This window comes from Candidatus Pseudomonas adelgestsugas (genome assembly GCF_004124255.1).
Taxonomy (GTDB): Bacteria; Pseudomonadota; Gammaproteobacteria; order Pseudomonadales; family Pseudomonadaceae; genus Aquipseudomonas; species Aquipseudomonas adelgestsugas.
The window spans coordinates 757040-775559 of the sequence record NZ_CP026512.1 but is presented as its reverse complement, the minus strand read 5'-3'; the positions used below and the strand labels follow the sequence as shown (position 1 = coordinate 775559).

Here is an 18520-nt window from a genome sequence, read left to right as displayed (position 1 = left end):
ACGCTCTTATTAGTTTTGAGTAATTCAATATAACCGTATGCGAACTTTAGATTTAAAGCTAAACTTATAATTAATTCACTACAACGTAATTGAGTTTTCTAAAAAAATAAATATTTGCGATACAAATATCGGTTTTATTTACCTTGTAAATCGACTTACGCTCCTAGCAAAGTAGTGATTTACAGACAAACCTCAGCGTCAAAATATCATCAGTATACGAATTTACTAATACGCAAAGCAGCTTTGCTGACTGTACAATCAGCCATCTACCAGTAGATCGATCCAAAGACATTTTGGTGTGACGAAGTAAATAAAATAAAGCTACAGATAGTCAACTATATAGTGCGCATTTACTCAATACTCATCTCTTTACTTAAGTAAAGTATATTGACATGACCAGACAAACGCAACAGCTTCAGTTGACTACTAAGTAGTAATAAAATAAACCAATGACTTATGATTATGAGAATAATGCTTGCTCGTAGCGCATAATTTTTCCTATCTGCGTCCATGGTTTAAGCTAAACAGCAACTAATGCAGCAATTAAATTGTACATTTTAATGTGAATACTGTATTCTGCAGTATCTTCTATATGCGTAACTATTCAGTACTTGAAACCTTATCATATCACTCGGTTTTATATAAAACTACAAGATTTTGTAAAAGTCTTACTAATAGTATTGACAAGAAACCTTAAGTTATATTTAATATAACTTTTTTATCTGAGGCTAATCTAGACAGATTAGTTCAAACAAAGCTTAAGCAATAATTTATAATAGTGCAGGTTTTACTATACTTCAGTAGATGTGTTCTGTTACTTAAATTACTCTTTTCATCTAAATTTAGATAATATTACTGCATGAATAAAATCATGCTTACAAAATTTTAATATAAGACTACTGTAAATCTACGAGCATGTAAGCAGCCATATCATCAAACATATCGGATCTACACCAAACATCTTAACAAGTTTATCATAGATAAGAAATTTCTATTACCTTGATTAGGTAAGGCTAATACATGAGAGCAAAACAAAAAACATACGACCATCACAATAAAATTAGCTAGTTTTAATTCCGTGAAGCTCAACCTTAGGCGACTAGACATCATTACACATTGCAGACATAGGTTTATTGCGGATTTACTAGAGGGTTAATGCGACAGCTACATAATCAAAATTAGTAAGCTTACTGAGTTGTTGACCAAAAGTTCAGAAATTCTGTTCTTTATTAAACTTTCCAGACTAAATTATAAAAACGCAAAATCTTTGCTTTCTATAGGATCCAACATTTAAGTTGACGGGAAATCAGGGATTTGAACCCTGGAGACGCTATTAACGTCAGCCGGTTTTCAAGACCGGTGCAATTGACCACTCTGCCAATTTCCCTTTTGTGTTAATAGTTTTAATGGTAAACGCATATTATATTACAGGATGCCATAACACCTTCACTTCTGAATAAAACACACTAACAAGATCTCATGATAGCCTATTATAAATTTTGAATTTATGTATATAATAACTGAATATTTCAATAGTATTATTATATGTACACAGAATTACACAGTCAACAGCTTGTATAATAACACGTACAACTTATTCATTATTATTGATCTTCCGTTTATCGCTATAAAAGAATACACGGCGAAAAACATGTATCAACCATGTCACATTGATAGTGAAAACAGGATTTTCCTGTAGCAAATTAGATATCAGCACAAATTTTATGCTGACCTTCACTACATGTGCATTTAATTTTAGACTAGCGTATATTATTCTAGGTAGTGAGCGACATTACATCGATGTGACTATTATCGTATGTGCATCAATCTAAAGCTTGTTTACAAGCTAGTCTTTGGAATAATAAGTGCAAAGAGAAGATTGTTAACGCAATAAATACCAAATTTTATGGCTTGGTTTCATGGTTCAATGATGGTTGGTTCCATTTCTAGATGGACCTTAAAACGCTTAGCAATATCACTCTGAATACGCTTCGCTAAACTGACAATATCACGCCCAGTAGCAGCTCCATAGTTGACGAGCACTAGTGCCTGCATCTTGTATACGCCAGCATCGCCATCACGAAAGCCTTTCCAACCAGATTTATCAATCAACCAGCCAGCAGCAAGCTTTATCTGCCCGTCAGGCTGCTGGTGCGTTACCAAATCAGGATACTGACACTTTAGCTCAGCCGCTAGAACTTCGGAAACCAGCGGGTTTTTAAAAAAGCTTCCAGCATTGCCTAATTTTACTGGATCAGGCAGTGTTTCGCGGCGAATACTGCAAATAGCTCGACTAATGTCAATTGGCGTCGCCTCGGTAATACCTTGCTTGACTAAACACTGTTGCAATGAGCCGTAGTCAAGTTTCTTGTTACTGATGCGACTTAACATAAAGCGCACGCGTAAAACTAACCAACGCCCGATATCATGCTTAAGCAGGCTATCGCGGTAGGCAAATTGACATTCTTGCAAGCTAAAATCCCGTAACTCGCCAGTCTGGCAATCTAAAGCTGTTAAGCCGGCAAAGACATCTTTAATCTCTACACCATAGGCGCCGATATTTTGCATTGGCGCAGCACCTACGGTGCCTGGAATGAGACTAAGGTTTTCCAGACCGTACAAACCATGATCTAAGGTCCATAATACAAAAGGATGCCAAGCTTCACCAGCTTCAGCCTCAATTACTACATGCACACTATCATCTTGTAATACACGAATACCTTGAGTTGCCATTCTCAACACTAACGCATGGATATCCTGAGTTAACAGTAAATTGCTGCCGCCACCAATTATAAACAACGGCAATGCATGTATTACTGCATAGGAGATAGCTTCATGCACATCAGAGTCATCATAGGCCTCAGCAAATAACTGGGCGCACACATCGATACCGAAGCTATTGAATGGTTTCAATGATATTTGCGCAAACACTTGCAAGATTATAACCACCTATTTAATTTGATCACCAATCAATCACAGGCTAGCCAGGATCACATCCTGGAAAAGTTTAAAGCTTTGCTTTACCTCGTACTAAGAATCTGATCACTTCCTATATTATGCATCATGGCGGCACAGGCAAGATTCTCTACTCTACCTTGATCAATGTGCAACTCCTTGAGGTTTACGCCGATTATTGTAATCCCATGATTAAAATCAAACTAGCATGTGCGACACGCAAGCACGCATCGGGGACGTTAGCGAGAAATGGTGTTAATAAACCTCACCTAGCCTGCCATAGCAGGCATCTAATGCGCTCAAGATCTTCCTTGGTGTCAACACCAGCTGGTAATGTTTCCAGCGCATCATCAACATGAATGCGCACGCCATACCATAAGGCGCGTAATTGCTCCAAGGACTCGGTCTTTTCTAGCCAACACGGAGACCAGTTAATAAAGTCATACAGGAAGCCTGCACGATAAGCATAGATGCCAATATGGCGACGGTACAGCACCCCCTTAGGCAATACGTCAAGGTTTTTGATAAAACAATCCCGAGACCAAGGTAATATTGAACGACTAAAGGTAAGCGCAAGACCATTGGTGTCACTAACCACTTTTACTACGTTAGGGCTAAAAAGGGTATCGATGTCTTTAATTGGTTCCGCTAGAGTCGCTATTCGTGCTTCGCCGTAGGCCTCCAGGTTAGCGGCGACTTGGTCAATTAAGCAAGGTGGGATCAATGGCTCGTCAACTTGCACATTTACTACAATCGCATCGGCAGCTAGACCGAGCTGTACAGCGACTTCAGCTAGACGATCAGTGCCAGAATTGTGATCTTCAAGAGTTAGCACGGCTTCAGCACCAAAACCCTTGCAGACTTCGATGATACGCTGGTCATCAGTGGCAACCAAGATCCGTTCTGCGCCACTCTTGCAAGTCTGTTCCCATACTAGCTGGATCATTGGTTTATTGCCAATAAATCGTAGTGGCTTGCCAGGCAGGCGCGTAGATGCATAGCGTGAAGGAATGATAACAGTAAACGCAGTGGTCATTTATCCAGGCGCTCATCAACAGTTAGGGTGCGAGCTTCACTTTCCAGCATCACAGGGATACCATCACGAATTGGGTAAGCTAGACCAGCATCTTTACTGATTAATTCGGTCTTGTCAGCGCTGAGCTTAAGCAGATTTTTACAGATCGGACAAGCGAGGATGTCGAGAAGCTTAGTATCCATGAATATTTCCCAAAAAAAGCAGTTTTAAGGTAAACAGCTAGCAGCTATCAAGCGTATCAATTGCGTGTCAAACCAGGATACAAAAGCTGGTGACGGCAGCGCATCGACCACAAGATACCACCAGTCCGACTTAGCAAAAGCGCGGCACTTTACAGCGTCTTTTTCGGTCATAACTAAAGGTAATGACGGTATAAAATTTAGGATCTCTGCAGTATATGTGGTATGGTTAGTAAACGCATGTGGAATTGGATTCCAATGTAACATTTTAAGGGTATTAAAGAAACGTTGCGGGTTACCGATACCGGCAACAGCATGAACCTGCTGGTCAATCGGCAAATAATCAACTGGTTGTCGCTTACCGGTTTTTAAGTTGATTAGCACCGTGGGTAATAGGCGAAAAGCAAAACCATCCTCGCAATCAGCATTGGCACCGTTATAGAGTAAAGCATCAACACTGTTCAAACGCTCAATTGGTTCGCGCAAAGGCCCTGCAGGCAGACAACGCTGGTTACCCAGACCGCGGACATAGTCAACTAATACCAACTCCAAGTCACGTGCTAGACCATAATGCTGCAATCCATCGTCAGAGAGGATGAGGTCAGTTGGCTTGTTGGCTAACAATGCTTTAACAGCACGACCACGGTCCGGATCAATCATCAAAGGTACACCGCAACGCTGCACGATTAACAATGGCTCATCGCCGACCATCTCGGCGCTATGACAGGCCTCAACCTGCCATGGCAACTGCGGCGGCTTAGCACCATAACCGCGACTAACCACACTTACCCGCAAACCACTGCGACGACAGTGTTCGATTAGCCACAGAATCAAAGGCGTCTTACCGGTGCCGCCTACGGTGATATTACCAACGATCACGACAGGCACTGGTGCTTTATAGATCTCAAGCTTGCCAGAGAGAAAATGCGCGCGCTTACGCTGTACTACGTAGCGGTACAAGGACTCCAGCGGCTTAAGTAGCATAAGTGCAGAATGGCCCTCGTACCAAGCCTTGAGCAAACGTTCGATGGCTATCAGAGTTTGGTCGCCGCCTCTATAGGTATCATGCGCAGATAGCTAAAACCTAACTTGCCGAAAACATCGGCGATGATCACAGCTGAATGCTGGGTTTTGCTATTAGCGCTGATCAATAATAACATTGCAGTATCACTCTGGACTTTTTCTCCAAATTGCTCATGAGGTTAGCCAAATTTGCTTTCTTGGCATTTGGTCGTTTACTGAAAATACTCTATCGGTGCTAATTGAAATATCTAGTTGCTTGATTTCCTCGCTATTGGCTAGCAAGTTGCTCATCGCTGCAGACAAGTCAACACATGGCTTAGCTTTTCTAGTAAATGTAATAGTAACGATAAAAAGCAGCAACATGGTAAGTATTACATAAATCAGCGATGCTGGGCTTATGTCAACATGCTCTAGTTGATTAAGGTAAAATTTCACGATCAATTTCTGATGTAATCAACATTTAGATCGTCTTGCGCTATTTTATTAGTTTAATAGCTTCGTTAGCGTACACGCTAAAACCCATAGACGAATTGAAAATATTTATTTTGCCTTATACTGCAGCAAGAGCATGATAAATACAAATGGTGTTGAGTGCATTCAAAAAAATTACAGCAAACAGGCAGCGTACTTTTAGATAAAGTCATCACCACAAGACAGCTAGATAATAAACTCATGTATTTTAGCTGTAAATGTCATCACTACTTCACTCAAAGTAAGCATAAGAAACAAACACAAATAGCCTCAGCAAACAATGCATTAATGTTGTAACGCTGTGTTATTGAAAATCTACCTGCAGCGCTATTTTAAGCGCGTTTTTCTGTTTCAGTTTAGTTTCAGTTTAATTTGGTTAGCAGACCTTATGCTACTAACGACAAGCACTACAAAGCCACGTAAAACTGATACGTTGATGGCGATTATCTTAGCTACCAACTGCTATTTAACACCAATCACGAGTCCAGTAATCATCGTAAACACTATCGCTGTTAAACATAAGTTATTCTAACTCTGCTTTGACCACGCAGGACAGGCATAATATATTAGTCATAGTGTTCAGGCTAAATGCGAACTCCGTCATGCTCACATTTATATACTAAGCTAGCGAAACTATGTTGCTAGGTTGTAATAAAGACCTCAAGCAAACTTACTACTGTGTGCAGCTAACTACAGCTGACATATACCATTGAGATAGTGATTGATACATAAATCAACTTGTAGCTCATTGCATTCAACGCTAGCCTCATAACCTAGATCTAGGCGCTTCATAACTCCATAGCAACACTTAAGAAGATGCGGTAATATTCCTGGACTGATTTCACGCAAAATCTTCAAACACCTAAACCCCTATTTGATAGCTAGCGGCTAGCTAGCACTTATTGCGATTGAAGTAAATAGCTAGCCGATTCATATTGATCATGAGGTATAAATACCAGTAACCAGTTAGTGTGTATTGGCCATTCAATACGCAGTACCGCAGATGTTTATATCCATCAGTATCAAAGATGTAACTCGACTAGACCATAGAAAAATCTAGCACTTTTGGGCACTATATTTAAATTTGAAATGCCAACATTTCAGAGCTGCATTATGCCTAGCGGCAATCGTCAGAACAATTAATAAGAGTGATAGTTTTAAGCACATTAAGTGTTTTCGTTGCAGCGGCTTTATTGTTTAACCAACGTTTACTTGCGGAGTGTTTAATGAAGTTTGTAATTGCTGTGTTTTCTGCTGCTCATATGCCATCCTCACGTCGTGCCTTGCTGTTTGCCCAAGCTCTTCTTGCTAATAGGCACGAGATTATACGGCTGTTTTTTTATCAAGATGGCGCATATAATGCCTCCAATAACATTGTGGTGCCAAAAAATGAACAAGATACTGCCCTCCAGTGGCGTGAATTTGTAAGCGCACATCAGCTTGATGGCGTTGTATGCATTACTGCCGCCTTGCGCCGTGGTATGCTTAATACAGAGGAAGCTACACGATATCAACGTAGAGCAGTTAATCTAGACACAACGTGGATATTATCTGGCCTTGGGCAACTACATGACGCAGTCCAGACCGCCGACCGCCTCATTTGTTTTAGAGGATCGTGATATGCAATCATTATTGGTGATTAGCCGTCAAGCGCCATGGTCTGGATTAGGTGCACTGGACGCCTTGGATATCGTACTGGCTGGCGGCGTATTTGATTTACCAATCGGTCTGCTATTTATGGATGACGGCGTATTTCAGCTAGCACCAGACCAGAACGCTGCAGCCGTGCAACAAAGAGACCTCTGCGCCAATCTGCAAGTACTGAACCTATTCGGTATCGATGATATATTCGTCTGCAGTCACAGCCTTGCTGAGCGCCAACTAGTATCGCCAACCAGCGTTCAAGTGCTTAGTAATAACGCTATTTACCAGCTCATTGACCAGTACAACCAAATAATTACCATCTAATGTCGACTTTACATGTGGTATCTTATTCCCCATTTACTAATAGTTGCTTAGCTAGTTGCCTACGAGTGTGTAGTGCCGAAAACGCGATCCTACTGTGTGGTGATGGTACCTATGGCTTGTATAACGCCACCCTGCAAACACATGGCGTCAAGGTCTTTGTGCTGGCCGAGGACATACAGGCGCGTAACCTGCTACTGCCAGACTGGGCCTATGACGTTGATTACCCAGGTTTTGTGCAGCTGTCAATCGACTATGACAAAGTCAATATCTGGCTATGAATAGCCAGAATATAGGCAAGCTCACGCTAAAACTGGATAAAGACGGTTATCTTATCGACCCAAATGACTGGTCTAATGACATAGTAAACGTACTCGCCAACGCTGAAAACCTTAAGCTGACTGCTGATCACTGGGAAATTATCAACCTTGTGCGCGATTTTTATGTTGAATACCAATTATCCCCAGCTATGCGCCCACTGATCAAGTATATTGCCTTGAAGATTGGCCATAGAAAGGGCAATAGTCTATACCTTAATAAACTATTCAACGGCACCCCTGCTAAACTCGCCGCTAAGCTAGCAGGTTTACCAAGGCCAACGAATTGCTTCTGACCTACTTTTATTACGCTACTTCCTTTAATGCCTATACAAACACCTGTTTGCGCAATGCTTACGCATCATATACAAGACAAGCGCGGTAAGCGCAACTTCACACTAGCGAAGAAGTCTGTCAAACCATGGCTATGCTTATTAGTGATACAGCTAAGGGTACCCAGCATAACACTTTCTTGATAAGTAACCGTACCATAAGAAAGAAAAAATCTAGAAGAAGCTTGCTAGAATTACTGAGGTCGTGCATAGGTGTTTAAGAATGCTAACGTTGAATATAATTCATTTACTAAGACGCCTAATACCAGTAAGAAACGCTAACTGCACTAGCATTTACTCACAAGCCAAGCGCTTGATACAAGACGGTATGCACATACCGATACACAGCAATAGTATTGCATACGGAAAGCTAATTATACACCGAAGAATTTACTAGAAAGTCAGTAAATTTAACCATGCCATAACCAGTATCACGCTGAAGAAACATTCAAATAAAGCAACTTTATACTTATATCGCTAGGCAACTGGAAGCCGCACTTACAACGCATGATTGACATATGTAGAAAGGCCTACGCTAGCCGATTTATTCCATAGAATGCTTACAAGCAACTAGATATGCTTTTACGGTTTACACAGTATTATGTGTCATAATTATCAAAGCGTACACTGATGATATCAGTGGACCGCTTAACGAAAATATAAGTGTCATCAAAGTATTGATGGCAAAGTAGAGGTTAATCTAGATTTAGATATCTAAATCTAGTATCACTGATAACGAAAGTTAAAACGAAAAAGCAATGCAGACTTTCTGATCAACACCGCAATGCCATGTTAGGTCTACAACTATGTAACCTGAGCAGTTAAAGGTACTTTTGCATAAGTGTGACCGCAAGAATAACTATCCGCAACTAGCAATGAACGCTACTATGATATCAGCTTTATGTGGTATCTTCTGCTAAAGAAGACAGGCGTTTAATGTTGCCTCTAAAATTGTTTAATTAAACAGAATTCAACAATTTAATTTGTTAATCCATAGTTATGTACGCTTTGATTAGGTCAAGCAGAAAACGCTTAGTTAGCCGAAAAAAGTAGCCATAGGTTTGATGATCGCAGGATGCTATGGAGATTAAAAATACGAAACAGCACGAAAAAGCACGACACCGCAAACAGACGATACATAAAGCTATAATGATGTTATCTCTACTTTATAACTTCTAAAATCATCACATGCTAATTCATACCAGTGCTCATGAGCATGGGCATGAAAAGTCTGATTTTATGTATCTGTATATGTCTGTGATTAGTAGACTTACTGGTGGCAAACTGCTAAACCTTTAGCGGGATATATGGTTATAACGGTTGGTAGAGCTCAGTGAGCTTTCACTTTATACTCTATCGCCAAGCAGAGTATAGCGAACACTATAGTGCCGTGCAGTGGTTAAAACTAGCACTAATGGACAAAAGCTCGAGCTTGTTTAATAAATTCTGACCAACAATGCTATTAATTTTTACCATGAAATATTGTGCTCGACTATTTTTACGTTGAAAAAACAGTATCGATCTAACTATGCATAGTTAGCATATACTGAATAAATTTCATAACTTTATAGAGCAACGCGTATACAAAATACGCTCAATAATATATTTTCCAAGACGGATTATCTTGAATAAGATTCGAGCAAAAACATTCATTAGCAAGTAAATACCTAGCTGAAATCGATGCGCGTCTATTTGCTACGCTATATTTAAATATAGCTCTATAATATAGGCTATTTCAAATAGAGCCTATAGTAAATAACCAATATCTCAATTTATCAAACTAGATAAAAAGATGTATTAATGACCGAAACAGTGGATGTTACGTATATAAATTAGTAATGCCATGCCACACATAATAGAGTAGAACTAAACCATAAAAGGGTTTATAGATAATATCTAATATTATGTTTTGTATTAAAAATCATAATAGCAGGTAAGCTCGAGATACCTTTAAAGCTCATACCCTGGACCAAATGGTTTAAAACCACTTAAGCTTCTCTCGCAAAACTACTACCTCACCAACAATCACCAATGTTGGTGCATGCACTTCATGCTTCGCTACTATACACGGCAAGTCTGCTAATGTTCCGGTAAATACACGCTGGTTTGACGTGGAGCCCTGCTGAATCAGCGCTGCTGGCGTATCTGCTGCACGACCGTGCTTAATCAACTGCTCACAGATAATTGGCAGGCTAATTAAACCCATGTAAAACACTAATGTTTGCGATAGGCCAATAAGCTCACCCCAAGGTAAATCTGACGTCCCATCTTTTAGATGTCCAGTAATAAAACGCACTGACTGAGCATAGTCACGATGAGTCAGCGGAATACCAGCATACGCTGCACAACCACTAGCCGCCGTAATGCCAGGTACCACTTGGAATGGGATTCCATGGATCGCTAGCTCTGCAATCTCTTCACCGCCACGCCCAAAGATAAACGGATCACCGCCTTTAAGGCGTAGCACGCGCTTGCCTTGCTTGGCTAACTCAACTAATTGCTGATTGATCTGATCCTGTGGCACCGTATGATCAGCGCGACATTTGCCAACATAGATACGCTCTGCATCACGGCGGCACAATTCGAGAATTGTTGGCGCTACTAAACGGTCATATAACACTACGTCGGCTTGCTGCATTAGGCGCATAGCTCGGAAAGTAAGCAGGTCTGGACAGCCAGGACCAGCCCCTACCAGGTACACTTCACCCTGCGCATGCAACGACTTACCGTGAACTTTCTCAATCAGTAAACGTTCAGCTTCATCACTCTGTCCAGCCAATTGTCGATCAGCAATTGGACCCTGGAAAACTTCTTCCCAAAACGCTAGACGTTGCTGCGCGTCAGGATACAAGCCTTTAACTTGGGTGCGAAAACGTGCCGCCAATCTAGCTAACTGACCGTAGGTAGATGGGATCCAAGTTTCTAGTTTAGCACGGATTAGACGTGCTAATACTGGTGCAACACCACTGCTAGACACTGCAATCACTAACGGCGAACGGTCAACAATTGCCGGAAAAATTACGCTGCATAAAGCCGGTGCATCTACGACATTGACTGGTAAGCAACGACACTGAGCGTCATGAGATACTTGTGCGTTCAGTGGCGCGTTGTCAGTAGCCACGATAATTAGATTATGACCATCGAGATCAGACTCCTGATAACCACGCAAGATCAGTTCTCCACCACTACCCAGTACTAATTCTCGTAAATGATCTTCAATCCGAGGAGCAACTACCCGTAGTAATGCACCAGCAGCAGCCAGCAATCGCGATTTTCGCAAAGAAATCTTCCCACCACCGACGACCAACACACGGCTACCGCGTAGATTATGAAACAACGGTAGAAATTCCATATTAACCGATGACCTCAACGCCTGCCATATACGGCTTAAGAACTTCGGGTACACGAATTGAACCGTCAGCCTGCTGATAGTTTTCTAACACAGCCACTAATGTACGTCCTACAGCCAGACCAGAACCATTGATGGTATACACTAATTCTAGCTTACCACTTTCAGGGTTACGAAAACGCGCATGCATACGACGTGCCTGGAAGTCACCGCAGTTAGAGCACGACGAAACCTCGCGATATTTATCTTGACTTGGTATCCATACTTCGAGGTCATAAGTCTTTAATGCACTAAAGCCCATATCACCAGTGCAAAGTGCTAATACGCGGTATGGCAGATTTAGTAATTGCAAGACCCGCTCAGCATTAACAGTCAGGTCTTCGAGGGCTTGCATGGAAGTCGATGGCTCAACCACTTGCACTATCTCAACTTTATCGAACTGATGCTGGCGCATCATACCATGAGTATCACGACCAGATGCACCAGCTTCACTGCGAAAACACGGACTATGAGTCACAAACTTAATCGGTAGTAGCCTAATGTCAAGGATCTCGTGCGCCACGATATTAGTTAGCGACACCTCAGCAGTCGGAATTAGGTACAAATCGGATGCCCCATCGCGACTGATCTTGAATAGATCATCTTTAAACTTCGGTAACTGGCTAGTGCCTAGCAATGCTGAAGCATTTACTAAATAAGGCGTATAGGCTTCTTCATAACCGTGTTCGTTAGTGTGTAAGTTGATCATGAACTGTGCCAGAGCGCGATGCATACGTGCAATTGGGCCGCGTAACAAAGCAAAGCGTGCACCTGACATCTTAGCGGCAGTTTCACAATCAAGATCACCAGTCAGTTTACCAATGGCTACGTGATCACGAATCTCAAAATCAAAAGATTTTGGAATACCCCAACGACGAACTTCGACGTTTCCGTCTTTGTCTTTGCCAATTGGCGCAGATTCGTGCGGAATATTAGGGATGCCTAGCAGAATCGAGTGTAGCTCAGAATGAATCTTTTCTAGCTTGACTTTACTGTTAGATAGCTCTGAACCTATGCGCTCAACGTCAACCATCAGCGATGCAATGTCTTCACCACGTTGCTTGGCTTGACCAATATATTTAGAGCACGCATTACGTTGGGCTTGCAGTGCTTCAGTGTGAACTTGGACAGATTTACGCTGTTCTTCCAAAACCTTGAAGCGCTCAACACCTAAGGCAAAGCCACGAGATGCCAGGCGATCTGCTGCATTATACAGGTTATTGCGTAACCATTTTAAATCTAGCATGTTTGTCTCTTGTTTGTAAACGTTTGATCAAGGATAAGTCTCGTCAGGGTAGAGAGCAGCTAGCTGATATGGCTTGCTAGCTTTCCAGTAAGCGCATCGTATCTAATAAAAAAGAATGAAAAGTCACTAGGTTATATAACCTGACAATCAAATTAGTCAGAATTTTAATTGTTATGTCATGGAACACTGGAAACCAACTGTACAAGAATCTCATTCTTGATCAATCCACCAATTGAACCGCTAAGATTGCTATATAAAATGCTTCAGCTAATCAGCGCCTGCCTAAACACCGATAACAAAACTCAATAATGTATCGGCGATACTAGCTATGGATACGGCAAGAATTTTCTTTAGCGTTACTTGCTCCGATGTTTAAAACTAAGGAGTTTGAGTTAAGTGAAGTAATTTAAGATTTTTATACATCTTCTACTCCATGACAAATAGTGCATTCTAGTAAAATAGCTATAATTGAAACTCATTAGAAGAATTGTCTTAACTGATGGCCGTAGTCGTTCTGGTAGTTATGGGCATAACGGTATTCGTCATTACAACCAAGCTACTTTATTAGTTTAGTTGGTGCACCACTAAAATACAGCAGCGCTTCCATTGAGATGTATTTCAACAGAGACGCACAACGCGAACTTGAATTCTATGTACACTGAGTTTCTGTTTATTGCACTAGCAAAATCAGTAATGACTTGAACAATGGCCAACTAACTTTCCGAGCTACCAAAATATTTCTATATTTCCTATGCTGCGAAGCACAGACTAAAGATCACGTGGGATTTTACGTTACTGATAGCTTCACTAGCTGTATACGTTATGCGACACGTTACTTAAAGCTAGCCGCAATCACTGTGCATACATGTAAACTAGTGCAACGCACTGTTATATAGTAAGCGCTGCGTACAGATTTATATAGCACGAGTATCGAGTCATACAAGCTGCAGCCGCTTTTGTCAGAATAACGGCCTATCGCCAAGCATGGCTTATAATGGTGGCAACAGTAATTTCATTGCTATCTTTAGCGAAGTTGAAAATTTTTTCAGCACATAAAGAATATGGCAATCGTCAATATCAGTGACACCAACCCTGCACACTCTTAAAATCTTTATCGCTAAGACTAAGCTAGCACCAATTTAGGCTATTATCTTAACTCAAAGTAAAACTCAAGAACTTCCGTGTAACTATTTTATTAAGCCTTTTAAACATATGGACGCTTGCTTGCGAGAGCAAGGCGTTATTAATTTCAATAAAAGATTTTCAGTGATCATGCTAATAAAAAATCAATGCACCATGTTAGATGGCTAGCAAAAGCATTCTGCTGCTACCGTTTAAAGCGTTGAAACTACAAACTTTTTCTATATTAAGCATAATACACTTGCCTTATTACCCAGTCTTTTATTTAGCGACTTCAACTGATTAACAAGATATTTTTTTGACTCTAGCCAGCACCGCTAAAACTATCTTAAAATGTGCATAAAACTTTTATAGCATCATCGAAACAGTGATTTGTTTACCATGCTAATGTCCCAATATACTCATCAAATTCAACGCGTCATACTTTTGACTTAACGTACTGAGCTGCCACAAGCTAGTTAATATTGTAAACCTTACCACTTACTTGAGTTAGTTGAACGAATCAATACTATAGACTAAACAACTAATTCGCCTCGACGTAAATCCATAAACAACATTTTAAGCCTCTAGGCAGGTTATTCCTGAATCACATCGGCATTATTTGGTATGATGAAATTGAGCTTGGATGCATCAATAGCGCCGTTGACTTTGACGTTTGAGAAAAGAATATCCGTAAAATGACCGACGCTGTCGATCAGGCGCATATTATTGATTACACCATTGTTGAATGAAAGCTGCACACTATCAAAAAGTGTATCCTTAGATTTTGGCGTAAGGGTAAACTCGATCACGTTACTGGTTTGCTTAGAAGTAATATCGAAGCTGTCTTTAATTTTTGATACACCTCCATATAGTAATAATGCTGGTGTCTGGTTCAAACGTGAATCTAATTTCTTAATAGTTGCCTGCTCTAAATCAGGGTCCCACAGCATAACCTTCTGGCCATCATAAACTATAGTCTGCTCAGCCTTACCTTCGGTATGCCAGTAAAGTAACCCATAACGTTGTACGACTATTTCGCCTTTAGTTTGTTGTAAACTAGTACCGCTAGCATCTAGTGTCAACTGAGAGAAACATGCAGTTATAGTTTTTGATTTCTCTAATAGGTTGCTCAGGCTAGCCACTGAAGCTAAATCAGCGTGAGCAGACACAGCAGTCACAACTAGCACTGATAACAAAAACATGCGGATAAGGTACATGAAGTCCTCATTTAAGGCGTTAAGAAATACCATATGCTACTTATGCAACGTTGTAGCTGGTCGTGCTTTACCCGTGAGCGATAACTTCACGCGAACCATTAGTGTTCATTGAAGTAATAAGGTTAGCCTTTCCATAGTCTTGATCATGCTGGCAGCACGGTTGTAACCAATTTTTAATTTACGCTGCACCGCAGAGATAGAGGCGCGGCGACTTGTAAGCACGAAGGCAACGGCTACCTCGTAGAGGACATCTATTTTAGTATCCTTGTCACTAACTACCGCTATCACCATCAAAGCCATTATCAGTCTCTCTAATGCTAGCAAGAATATCATCGTTGTATTCTGGCGCACCGCGTAGTTTCCAGGCCTCTACTACACGATGCACTTCTTCATCAGAAACGAAGGCACCGTGAACCCGAATTGGCAGACTAGCACCAGGTGACATGTAGAGCATATCGCCGTGGCCTAATAATTGCTCAGCGCCACCCTGGTCAATTATAATACGCGAGTCAATTTTACTAGAGACCTGGAACGCTATCCGCATCGGGATATTAGCTTTAATTAGACCAGTGATCACATTCACAGACGGCCGTTGAGTTGCCAGGATTAAATGAATACCGGCAGCACGAGCTTTCTGGGCAAGACGTGCAATCAGCTCTTCAACTTTCTTGCCAACAATCATCATCATGTCAGCAAATTCGTCTACTACTACCACAATAATAGGCATCTTAGTTAGCAACGGCACTGTATCGTGGATGCTTTCGCATTTGTGCAGCGGATCAGTCAACGGTGTGCCAGCGCCTTTGGCTGCTTTAACTTTAGCATTAAAACCTGAGATATTTCGTACACCCATTTTTGCCATAAGTTTGTAACGACGCTCCATCTCAATCACGCTCCAGCGCAGGACATTAATGGCGTCCTTCATATCCGTCACTACCGGACAAAGCAAATGAGGAATCCCTTCATAGATCGATAATTCCAACATTTTCGGGTCGATCATTATTATCTTAGCGTCATCTGGACCAGACTTAAACAAGATCGATAAAATCATTGCGTTAACGCCTACCGATTTACCAGAACCAGTAGTACCAGCAACTAATAAATGCGGCATTTTTGCTAAATCAGCGATTACTGGTTTACCGCCGATATCATGGCCGAGAGCAAGGGTAACAGGTGATTGAAAATTATTATATTCCGGCGTCAGCAACACTTCAGAAAAACGCACGATCTGGCGGTTTTCGTTTGGAATTTCTATGCCCACAGTAGTTTTGCTGGGAATCACTTCTACTACACGCACACTAGTAACAGCTAGAGAGCGAGCCAAGTCTTTGGTTAGGATAGAGATGCGGCTAACCTTGACGCCGGCAGCAGGTTGAATTTCGTAACTGGTGACCACCGGGCCAGGATGTATCGAGTCAATAGACACTTCAATACCAAACTCTTTTAGCTTGCTTTCTAGTAGATGACCGAGAGTCACTAAAGACTTGGGTGAATAGTTAAGTGTTTGCTTTTCAGCAAAATCAAGAATTGAGAGCGATGGTAATGTACTTTCAACAGCTTTAACTATGGATAATGGTGTCTGTTTCTCTTTTTGCACGTGGCAGTTCGGCTTAAGCATCTTAGTTGGTGCCTGGACGATCACTGGTGGTAAATACTTTTTGCGATCTAGCATATACTTGCTTATTTCTTGTTCAGACTCGATAAAGCGCTTTTTCAGCTTGGCGTGCATGCATCTTTCGAGCATGCTCTTAGCTAAAACTTCATTAAAACTAGTATCCGCTTCACGCAGTTGTGCGACTATGCGCTTGCTATTAACACGGTGTAACCACCAACAGTTAGTAGCGCTTTGAAATATCTTGAGCAGATCAAAGATAATTTTACCTATCATGTCCATCACCTTGAACCACGACAGATCAATAAACAGCGTAAAGCCAAACATCAATATAGCGATAAACATCAAGGTGCTGCCATAGATGTTCAGCGTCCTGCATGCCAGGTCTCCTAGACTTTTGCCTAGTGCTCCGCCTACGCCTGCTGGCAGACTGGTATATCCATGGAAATGAATATGCGCAAGCGCTGTACCAGATAACACTAAAAATGCTAAGCCGATTAGGCGCCAACACAACAACCAGCTGCTCCACTGCCATGACTTATAACGCTGACTAAATATCTGCTTAGTCTTGATCGATAACAGCAGCGGTACAATATAAGCAAAGTAACCTAGTGCCATAAACAGAATATCGGCGCTATAAGAGCCAGCTAAGCCGCAGAAGTTCTGTACGTATTCAATTTTACTGTTGCGGCTCCAGCCAGGATCATCTTTACCGTAAGTTAGTAAGGCCATCATCAGGAACAAACATAAGGCGCTAATTGCGATCAGCGCACCTTCTTTCAGTCGATCATTCAAGTGCTGACGCCAGCTAGGCGTAACTGCTGCTCTAGGTGTTGTTGCGACGGCTTTCTTCAAAACAAGTCTATTCCTACACTTTAAGTACGCTTATTAATTGCATGACCACACTACTCAATATAAGCAGCTGAAAAAATAAATAAATATTGTTAAATTTATTTTTCATGCTTCTGTAATAAGCAAGTAAAATAACGATAACGCAACAATAAAAGCTGTACTGTAAGAGTTTTTATGCGCTATGCTATGCACTAGACTAATTAATAAGCACTCTAGACAATTAATTAAAGTGTTTATGATATACGTTAAATTTGATTACGTATTATGTGTACCGACAAACGCTGCAGAGCTATTTTAATGACTTTAACGATTTTAGCAGATAACCCGCAAAAACCCAAACTCGATTACAATTTCGCTTGAGAGATTGCATTGCAAAAGTCTTCGTTATCGCTGTTGCTTGCCGATACTCAATTCGAGCTGTCCACACGATGTCGTTTAATCACCCAGCTCTAAGCTAGGATGCCGTGCTGACTTTCCTGCAAAACAACTATATTTTACCACCACCTTACTGACCAAAGGCCATGCACAAATCTAATTGCCTGCCTACTAGCCGGTGCTAACCTGCCAGCTAGCAATTAATGCATGCCTATCGTCATTAATGTTTCCCATTGTTCGCCGCAAGCCAATTAATACTTTAGGGGACATAGAGACCCATGCACAGTGTATTCTAGAAGAATACCACACGTGTCACGCAGCCTAGAAAAACTATTTGCAAGAACGTTATAATAATAGTAAACTTTGGCTAAGACTTAAATGCAGTTACTCTTGCCTGTGTAGCGCCCGGCGCTTACTCTCTGAGTAAGCT

The 18520-nt window shown here is 41.2% G+C and carries 13 protein-coding genes, 1 tRNA gene and 1 pseudogene; 4 read left to right on the top strand and 11 right to left on the bottom strand.

What is annotated here, in order from left to right:
• Window positions 1-1299: 1299 nt before the first annotated feature.
• From C3B55_RS02110 to C3B55_RS04575, 7 genes are all read right to left on the bottom strand, one after another.
• Window positions 1300-1387, bottom strand: a tRNA-Ser gene (locus tag C3B55_RS02110).
• A 530-nt stretch (window positions 1388-1917) separates the two neighbouring features.
• A complete protein-coding gene (gene murB / locus C3B55_RS02105; protein WP_129211887.1) occupies window positions 1918-2943 on the bottom strand; it encodes a UDP-N-acetylmuramate dehydrogenase in 1026 nt (341 codons plus the stop codon).
• Between the two features lie 277 nt (window positions 2944-3220).
• Entirely contained in the window at window positions 3221-3991 is a 771-nt protein-coding gene (kdsB, locus tag C3B55_RS02100) for a 3-deoxy-manno-octulosonate cytidylyltransferase (protein ID WP_129211043.1), read from the bottom strand.
• Complete coding sequence (locus C3B55_RS02095; RefSeq protein ID WP_129211041.1) at window positions 3988-4173, bottom strand: Trm112 family protein; 186 nt, start codon at window positions 4171-4173, stop codon at window positions 3988-3990. The genes kdsB and C3B55_RS02095 overlap by 4 nt, the downstream gene beginning before the upstream one ends.
• A 24-nt stretch (window positions 4174-4197) precedes the next feature.
• Entirely contained in the window at window positions 4198-5154 is a 957-nt protein-coding gene (gene lpxK / locus C3B55_RS02090; RefSeq protein ID WP_457912692.1) for a tetraacyldisaccharide 4'-kinase, read from the bottom strand.
• A 50-nt stretch (window positions 5155-5204) separates the two neighbouring features.
• Window positions 5205-5330 (bottom strand): hypothetical protein, encoded by a 126-nt coding sequence (locus C3B55_RS04670; protein WP_457912691.1) that lies wholly within the window; start codon window positions 5328-5330, stop codon window positions 5205-5207.
• A gap of 1024 nt (window positions 5331-6354) precedes the next feature.
• Complete coding sequence (locus C3B55_RS04575; protein WP_157978053.1) at window positions 6355-6522, bottom strand: hypothetical protein; 168 nt, start codon at window positions 6520-6522, stop codon at window positions 6355-6357.
• Window positions 6523-6890: 368 nt separating this feature from the next.
• On the opposite strand from C3B55_RS04575, the gene tusD reads away from it, so the two are divergent.
• Genes tusD through C3B55_RS02065 form a run of 4 tightly spaced genes read left to right on the top strand, consistent with a single transcriptional unit; the run spans window position 6891 to window position 8242 of the window.
• Window positions 6891-7283 (top strand): sulfurtransferase complex subunit TusD, encoded by a 393-nt coding sequence (gene tusD, locus C3B55_RS02080; RefSeq protein ID WP_129211037.1) that lies wholly within the window; start codon window positions 6891-6893, stop codon window positions 7281-7283.
• Window positions 7234-7632, top strand: a complete 399-nt coding sequence (gene tusC, locus C3B55_RS02075) for a sulfurtransferase complex subunit TusC (RefSeq protein ID WP_457912690.1) — start codon at window positions 7234-7236, stop codon at window positions 7630-7632. The genes tusD and tusC overlap by 50 nt, the downstream gene beginning before the upstream one ends.
• Window positions 7632-7910 (top strand): sulfurtransferase complex subunit TusB, encoded by a 279-nt coding sequence (tusB, locus tag C3B55_RS02070; RefSeq protein WP_129211035.1) that lies wholly within the window; start codon window positions 7632-7634, stop codon window positions 7908-7910. The genes tusC and tusB overlap by 1 nt, the downstream gene beginning before the upstream one ends.
• Window positions 7907-8242, top strand: coding sequence for a TusE/DsrC/DsvC family sulfur relay protein (locus C3B55_RS02065; protein WP_129211033.1), 336 nt, complete (start codon window positions 7907-7909; stop codon window positions 8240-8242). Before tusB ends, C3B55_RS02065 begins: the two co-directional genes overlap by 4 nt.
• Before the next feature lie 2014 nt (window positions 8243-10256).
• Here the strand turns inward: C3B55_RS02065 and cysG are convergent.
• The 4 genes and pseudogenes from cysG to C3B55_RS02045 all read right to left on the bottom strand — a co-directional run bounded on the left by cysG (window position 10257) and on the right by C3B55_RS02045 (window position 17718).
• Window positions 10257-11630 (bottom strand): siroheme synthase CysG, encoded by a 1374-nt coding sequence (cysG, locus tag C3B55_RS02060; protein ID WP_129211031.1) that lies wholly within the window; start codon window positions 11628-11630, stop codon window positions 10257-10259.
• A gap of 1 nt (window position 11631) precedes the next feature.
• The gene (serS, locus tag C3B55_RS02055) at window positions 11632-12912 is read right to left on the bottom strand and encodes a serine--tRNA ligase (protein ID WP_129211029.1); all 1281 of its coding nucleotides are present in this window, start codon (window positions 12910-12912) and stop codon (window positions 11632-11634) included.
• Window positions 12913-14627: 1715 nt separating this feature from the next.
• Entirely contained in the window at window positions 14628-15251 is a 624-nt protein-coding gene (lolA, locus tag C3B55_RS02050; protein WP_129211027.1) for an outer membrane lipoprotein chaperone LolA, read from the bottom strand.
• 67 nt (window positions 15252-15318) lie between these two features.
• Window positions 15319-17718: pseudogene (locus C3B55_RS02045) on the bottom strand (DNA translocase FtsK).
• Window positions 17719-18520 lie beyond the last annotated feature (802 nt).